Source organism: Paenibacillus sp. CAU 1782, from assembly GCF_054551715.1.
Genome location: NZ_JBTOLL010000012.1, coordinates 130589 through 137275 on the forward strand (window position 1 = coordinate 130589; position 6687 = coordinate 137275).

Consider the following 6687-nt stretch of genomic DNA (forward strand, 5'->3'; position numbering starts at 1 on the left):
ATTGTGCTATTATCTTACTTGTGTCTGATTCGAAGTTAGACAACCAATATGGAGCCGTGGTGTAGAGGCCTAACATGCCTGCCTGTCACGCAGGAGACCGCGGGTTCGAATCCCGTCGGCTCCGTACTACAGAGAAAGCAACATGAACTTGAACAAGTTCTATGTTGCTTTTTTGTTTATTGATGATAAAACCTTCCGTTACACATAAAGTACATGTTCAAAAATTCGGTTTTCAGTACCGGGAAGGGTGATGGTCGTGACCAGACGCGGGCGATTTGCTCCAACGCCTTCGGGTTTGTTTCATATGGGAAACGCGTTTTCCGCTTTGGCCGCCTGGCTTCAAATGCGCCAAATGGGCGGGCAGCTTCTGCTGCGAATCGAAGATATCGACAAGCCGCGCTCCCGTCCCGCATTTGCGGAACAGCAGATGAACGATTTGCGCTGGCTGGGGCTTGATTGGGATGAAGGACCTGACCTTGGCGGTCCTCATGCTCCTTACGAGCAGAGCAAGCGGGAGTATCTATACGAGGAAGCATTAAACAGGCTTTTGGAGAAGGAGCTTCTTTATCCCTGCTTCTGCAGCCGGGCCGAGCTTGCCTCGATTGGCAGCGCCCCCCACGGGCTTTCCTCCGAGGGAGGAGCCTATCCCGGATTCTGCAGCCGGTTAACAAAAGAGGAACAAACGGCGCGCAGACTTTCCAAGGAACCGGCGCTTCGTTTCAGGATGCCGCACCGGCAGTGGACTTTCCGTGACGGTTTTGCAGGTGAACAGTCCTTTAGCGGGGAAGGTTTGGGCGACTTTGTCGTCAAACGCGCCGATGGGATGTTCAGCTACCAGTTGGCTGTTGTAGTAGACGATGCCGCCATGGGCATCAGCGATGTGTTGAGAGGCCGCGATTTATTGGATTCCACGCCCAGGCAGCTGGCGCTTTATGAAGCGCTTGGCCTTCCGTCGCCAAGCTTTGCCCATGTGCCGCTGATCGGAGATGCTTCCGGGGAGCGGTTGTCCAAACGCGATAAATCGCTGACGCTGGCATCGCTGCGAGAGGATGGCGCAACTCCGCAAAGGCTGATTGGTCTGCTCGGCTACCTTGCGGGTTGGATTGACAAGGCCGAACCGGTGACCGCCAGAGAGCTGCTGCCCCATTTTACCCCGGATGTAATGAAGGGGTTTCAGTCGGAAGGCACTGGTTCTGCCGAGCTATCGTCCTCCGGATTGCCTTACGGTATACTTGCGATCACTCCCGATATGCTGGACTGGGTGAGAGGGAATTAAAGAAGGAAGCAAAGGGGCAGCTCCGCTCGGCTTGGCCGAATGGAGCTGCCCCTTCAACTTTTCATAGCGGCCCGGCTGGTCGTCGTTAACCCTCCATCACCTTAACCATAAAGCGGCGGGTACGAGGCCCGTCAAACTCGCAAAAGTAAATCCCCTGCCAAGTACCCAATAAAGGCTTGCCATCCTGAATCAGCACGGTCTGGCTCGTTCCGGTATACATCGCCTTCAGGTGTGCCGCCGTATTGCCTTCGGCATGTCTGTCCTCCTTATGATGCCAAGGAAAAACCTCGTCGAGGCGCCGCAAAACATCGCGCACGACATCAGGGTCCGCATTTTCATTGATAGCAATGCCTGCGGTCGTATGGGGGCAATAAACGATGGCGTACCCCTCACGCACCCCGCTTTCCCTGATGGCTTCTTTTACTTGCTTCGTGACATCAATCATGCCGTCCCGGCCGCCTGTATACAATTCAAAGCTTCTCACGTTCTGCTCCTCCCTTTCAGCTGTAATCCGATTACTCTGACCTTATACCCGCGCTCCCTCAGATTTCGCCGGATATTAATAATGCTCTGCCGCGAGGAATGATCCCACAGATGCGCTTCCCGCAGATCCAGGCATACTCTGGTAATCGGGTCGTTCAAATGAATGGCATCCTGCAGTTCCGTGGCGGAGGCAAAAAAGAGCGGCCCTTTGACCCGGTATACCTTTTCTCCGTCGATTGTTTCCTGCTTTATTTTGATACGGGAAAGCTTGTAGACAAAAACCGCCATGCTAAGCAGCACGCCAACCAAAGCCCCGATTGCTAAATTATGGGTGTAAATACTCGTCACGACGGTTGCCGCCATGATGATGGTGTCGCTCGCCGGTTTGCTGCGAAGCTTGAGCAGATAACCCCAATCGAATATTTCAAAGCAAATCATAAGCATGACGCCAACCAGCGCCGCAACGGGAATGATGTTGACAACCTTGCCGAACAAAAGGATCAGAGCGAGCAGCACCACGCCACCCGTCAATGTGGACAGTCTGCCCCTTGCGCCGATTTTGACATGAATGACGGATTCCGCCACCAGCGCGCAGCCTGCCATGCCGCCAAACAGCCCGGATATCGCATTGGCAGCGCCTTGCCCTTTCATTTCACCGTTTTTGTCGGTTTTTTCTCCTGTTTTTTCATCAATCATATTTTGCGTCAACAGCGTTTCCGTATAGCCGACTAAAGACAACGAAAGCGCAAAGGGCAAAATAATGACCAGCGTCTGCCATGTAAACGGAATATCCGGCAAGCCGGGCAGCGGCAATGTGTTGTCGATAAGAACCTGGGAACCAATCGTCTCCAGAGGAAGTCCCATACTGAACGAAGCTATCGTAACAAGCGCAACGGCCACAAGCGGCGACGGGACTGCCTTGGTCAGGCGAGGAAGCACGTATACGATAACAAGCGTAACCGCCACGGCCGCCAGCATCAGCCAATCCGCCTTTACCAAATGCTTCAGCTGATCCATCAGAATCAGAATCGCCAATGCGTTGATAAACCCCGTGACTACGGCGCCAGGCACAAAATTCATCCATTTTCCCGTTTTGAACACGCCCATAAGAAACTGAATAATACCGGTCAAAATCGTTGCCGCAAACAAATATTGGATACCGTGCATCAGCACGAGCGGAGCCATCAAGACGGCCATGGAGCCCGCCGCCGAAGAAACCATCGCCGGACGCGAGCCGCAAAAGGAAATCACGATCATAATAATGACCGTCGAAAATAAACCAATCATGGGATTAACTCCCGCAATAAACGAAAACGCGATTGCATCGGGAATCAATGCCAGCGTAATCGTGATGCCTGCCAATACATCTCCGCGAATATTAGAAAACCATTGCTCTTTCGAAAATAAAGATTTCAAACGCCTCAACCTTTCCGCAGATTTCTGCGGCATTCCATTGTCAATAACAACGTGTTCGGAAAGTTCGGTTTTCGCAATGGAAAGCGGACTCCTTGAACAACCTCATTAAGTGGAAATATGCCTCCACTATCATAAGGCAGGGGGACATGGAATGGCAATGGAGGATTCCTCATCGAAAAGCAGCGCCTTCCACCTCCGCATTTTGCAAATAGTCTCTCACCTTTTCCAGCTTTGGCGTTTGCAGCACGATTCCGGCATGATTCAGCAGCATATAGACGGGGCGTTCCGAATGCTCCAGCACGCTTCGATACTGAAAGAAATAACGGCGGTCGCTCAAATCGATTGCCGTAAACTGGATTTTAGCCCCCTCCTGAAAGGCGGCCTCCTGGATCAGCGAACTCCATGACTCCTTCGCCAAATCGGATTGGACATGCCCTCCGCTTGTCCAGAACAAATAAATGCTGTAGTCGCCTTTGACACTGGCTCTCATCTCGCCAAGCACTGCATCCTGCTCGGAGAAAAACAAGATCGGGAAACAAATGAAAATAAACAAAGCCGCGATAGCCGTCCATTTTTTCACGCTGCACCTCCAGCAATCCCCGAAAAACCTCTTTATATTTTATTAACACTAGATAATCCCATATGGTAGCACTTAAGTCGCATGAACAATTCCACATGCAGGGAGGAAAATATGGGTTATAATGTCGAAAGAGGATAGCGGATACATAGAACACAAGATGAGAGTTCAAAACTGGACTTTTTGAACAACTTTTTAATCGCGGCTTAATTGGCAAGGAGGGTCTTTATCCATGCAAGGCAAGATGTTCCTCTTAATCGGGGCTGACTTCGGCGCGCTTGCGCCAAAAATTCAGGCCGAGGTATACCGGGAGTATTACCAATTTGTTTATCCCCCCATTATTTATATGGTCAAAGATCACTCCACTACGGAGGATATTATTCAAGCTTCCTTTTTGAAGGTCATTGGGCATGTGCCTGATGTAGATACCGAGGCCAAGCTGAAAGGCTGGATTAGAGTTGTCGTTCGGAATACGGTTTATAATTATTTTAGAAAAACGAAAAAAAATCGCAACGAAGTGCCTTCTGACAGTGTTTATCTTGACGAAGCCGTTGCGCAAGTGCAGGATAACTTCTCAACCGAAGATGAAGTTGAGCTCAGAATGATGACCGAAACGATCAGTCAATGCTTGAAAGAGCTGAAGCCGGAATATCAAGCGCTGATCGAGCTGCGATGGAAACGCGAGCTAAGCTATAAGGAGATTGCAGAGGAATTGGAAACGACCGAGGATAAAGTGAAGTACAAGCTGCACAGGGCCAGAGAGGCCGTCAAAAAACGCTTTTTGCGCAGATGGGAGGAGCCAGATGAACAAGCGGGGAGTTGAAAACAATAAAAACAAGTCCGTAAACGAGGCATCTAATGGTAAATTAGACAAGGCTGAGGATCCATGGGTTGACGATAATGATAAGGATTTTGACCAAAAATTTGATAAGGATCTTGAAAAAAACTCTGATAAGGACTTCGATTTCGATAAGGATTTCGACTTCCATAAGGACTTCGACTTTGATAAGGACTTCGACTTCCATAAGGACTTCGACTACAATAAAGACTTCGACTTTGATAAGGACTTCGATTTCGATAAGGATTTCGACTACAATAAAGACTTCGACTTTGATAAGGACCTCGACTACAATAAAGACTTCGACCAAGAGTTTTCTTCAGCCTTTAGTGAGGCCTTTGACAAAGCGTTTGATTCGGCGGCCAGGGACCAGAACTTTGTACCGGATTCAGACTCGTCGTGGCTTAGGGTACAGCAGGCTCTTGCGAAAAAAGCCAAACGTAACGCGCGTCTCAGGCTGCTGCCTTATGTCGCGGCCTCCTTTTTGCTCGGCGCGTTTATCTTTGGCACGCCGGCGGCTACCAGCGCATTCACTCCTTTTATCAAAACGGTCGCCGTCTATACCGACAATATGGTCAGCATTATTTTTGGCACTGGAAATTCCAAAGATGTAAAGCCGATTACCGCTCCTCCACCGGGATATGGAGAATCATTGCCAGCGACGGACTCTTCGGGCTACGTCGCACCCGATACTCCCGCATTATCGAATTGGAAAGACGTATCGAAAAATGTAGCATTTTACGCTCCGGCTTTGGAGTATATCCCCGATGGCTTTGAACTAAAGTCGATTGAAACGTTATCCGTGAACGACAAGCAGCAAATTACCAATATGGTCCTGTTGTACCAAAACCCAAATTTGAGCCAGCAGAAATTTTCCATTACCTTAAGGCAGCTGAAGGAACACGAAACGCTTGAATCCAGCAGCTCGCTGGATACTAACAGCTTAAGCATAGAACAAATCGGCGGCAAAGAGATCTATTGGCTTAAAGGCGAAGATGGGTGGAATAACTTGGAGTTCGTCATCAACAACACGTATATTAGCATCCTTGGTAATATTCCAGCCGAACAATTTTCATTGATTGCCGAACATATTCATTAGGGGCGTGACTTAAAACTCGCTCAAGCGAGCCACATCCTGGTTGATCTTCTAAAAGATAAGCCTCCAGCCTGCCTTCAAATGATGGCAATTCTGGAGGCTATTTTATTTTCATTATTTCTTCAAAACGGTACCGGAGTATGCCACAGATAGCTCGGTAGTGGTTCCATGCTTGGCATAATGGGTAACTTGTGCACGATAATAATACCCTGCTGAGGCTGATTTCTTAGTTGATCCTGCAAAAAATTCAGCATTGCTCTTCTTTACAGTTGTCTCTGTACCGGAATTAACCCATTCCGTACCTGTCCATCTTTGCAGCTGGATTTTGGCGCCTAGCTCGTCCACAACGGATTTAGCGTAGGTAGTGCCTGTAATTTCAAGGTTACCAGTATCCTCCGGATTGTCATAAACGGAGATGGCTGTGTAAAGCAAATAGGTGTACCCGTTAACCATGCCAAATGGCTGCATCATTTCCGGCGGCGCCGATGTTTTGGCTACTGTAAAACCATTTGCGGCGGCGGATACCATCGGGGTCACCATCATAACCATTGCCAACAACATGCATACCGAAAGCTTTGAAAATTGTCTCATCATCTTCATTCAAACTCTTCCCTTCAATATGATTTTGTCCTTCCATTTAATTAAACACCTAAATGATTAATGTGGTTGACAATTATGGAAAATTTTTTTGAAAGGGACAAAAACAAGAAAGCAGCATTGTCAAAATCACAGATATCGGCGGAAAGGCAACATAAAAACGCCCTCCGGGGAGGGCGCTCTGAAAAAAATAGTATGGGACCGGTGGGGGTCGAACCCACAACCTACCGGTTAAGAGCCGGTTGCTCTGCCATTGAGCTACGGACCCGTCCACTATATTATGGAGTGCTACTATAAAAATGCAGTCGAAAAACACCCTCGTATGAAATAAAATGAAAGCAGACGAGGGGACGAGAGACAATGAATCAATACGACAAAACATTCAAAGAAGAAGCGGTACGATT

The 6687-nt window shown here is 48.7% G+C and carries 7 protein-coding genes and 2 tRNA genes; 4 read left to right on the forward strand and 5 right to left on the reverse strand.

Annotated features, from left to right (window positions below; all coding sequences use genetic code 11):
• Positions 1 to 50: 50 nt before the first annotated feature.
• Both ACX93W_RS20230 and gluQRS read left to right on the forward strand, forming a co-directional pair.
• Positions 51 to 124, forward strand: a tRNA-Asp gene (locus tag ACX93W_RS20230).
• 126 nt (positions 125 to 250) lie between these two features.
• A complete protein-coding gene (gluQRS, locus tag ACX93W_RS20235) occupies positions 251 to 1276 on the forward strand; it encodes a tRNA glutamyl-Q(34) synthetase GluQRS (protein ID WP_459394190.1) in 1026 nt (341 codons plus the stop codon).
• A gap of 85 nt (positions 1277 to 1361) precedes the next feature.
• Here gluQRS and ACX93W_RS20240 read toward each other — a convergent pair whose 3' ends face one another.
• The 3 genes from ACX93W_RS20240 to ACX93W_RS20250 form a co-directional block, all read right to left on the reverse strand.
• A complete protein-coding gene (locus tag ACX93W_RS20240; protein ID WP_459394191.1) occupies positions 1362 to 1760 on the reverse strand; it encodes a secondary thiamine-phosphate synthase enzyme YjbQ in 399 nt (132 codons plus the stop codon).
• Complete coding sequence (locus tag ACX93W_RS20245) at positions 1757 to 3175, reverse strand: SulP family inorganic anion transporter (RefSeq protein ID WP_459394192.1); 1419 nt, start codon at positions 3173 to 3175, stop codon at positions 1757 to 1759. The genes ACX93W_RS20240 and ACX93W_RS20245 overlap by 4 nt, the downstream gene beginning before the upstream one ends.
• Before the next feature lie 169 nt (positions 3176 to 3344).
• Positions 3345 to 3755 (reverse strand): hypothetical protein, encoded by a 411-nt coding sequence (locus ACX93W_RS20250; protein ID WP_459394193.1) that lies wholly within the window; start codon positions 3753 to 3755, stop codon positions 3345 to 3347.
• Positions 3756 to 3984: 229 nt separating this feature from the next.
• On the opposite strand from ACX93W_RS20250, the gene ACX93W_RS20255 reads away from it, so the two are divergent.
• Together ACX93W_RS20255 and ACX93W_RS20260 are read left to right on the forward strand one after the other, a co-directional pair.
• On the forward strand, positions 3985 to 4575 hold the full coding sequence (locus ACX93W_RS20255) for an RNA polymerase sigma factor (protein WP_459394194.1): 591 nt from the start codon (positions 3985 to 3987) through the stop codon (positions 4573 to 4575).
• Positions 4556 to 5689 carry a DUF4367 domain-containing protein gene (locus tag ACX93W_RS20260; protein ID WP_459394195.1) on the forward strand — a complete coding sequence of 378 codons (1134 nt, stop codon included), beginning with the start codon at positions 4556 to 4558 and terminating at the stop codon, positions 5687 to 5689. The genes ACX93W_RS20255 and ACX93W_RS20260 overlap by 20 nt, the downstream gene beginning before the upstream one ends.
• Positions 5690 to 5800: 111 nt before the next feature.
• Here the strand turns inward: ACX93W_RS20260 and ACX93W_RS20265 are convergent, their stop codons facing one another.
• Positions 5801 to 6286 carry a hypothetical protein gene (locus ACX93W_RS20265; protein ID WP_459394196.1) on the reverse strand — a complete coding sequence of 162 codons (486 nt, stop codon included), beginning with the start codon at positions 6284 to 6286 and terminating at the stop codon, positions 5801 to 5803.
• Between the two features lie 193 nt (positions 6287 to 6479).
• Positions 6480 to 6551, reverse strand: a tRNA-Lys gene (locus tag ACX93W_RS20270).
• Between the last annotated feature and the right edge of the window lie 136 nt (positions 6552 to 6687).

Excerpts from the sequence above, each read along its gene's own strand:
- gluQRS (WP_459394190.1), top strand. The coding sequence starts at position 251 with ATGGTCGTGACCAGACGCGGGCGATTTGCTCCAACGCCTTCGGGTTTG.
- ACX93W_RS20265 (WP_459394196.1), bottom strand. The coding sequence starts at position 6,286 with ATGAAGATGATGAGACAATTTTCAAAGCTTTCGGTATGCATGTTGTTG.
- ACX93W_RS20255 (WP_459394194.1), top strand. The coding sequence starts at position 3,985 with ATGCAAGGCAAGATGTTCCTCTTAATCGGGGCTGACTTCGGCGCGCTT.
- ACX93W_RS20260 (WP_459394195.1), top strand. The coding sequence starts at position 4,556 with ATGAACAAGCGGGGAGTTGAAAACAATAAAAACAAGTCCGTAAACGAG.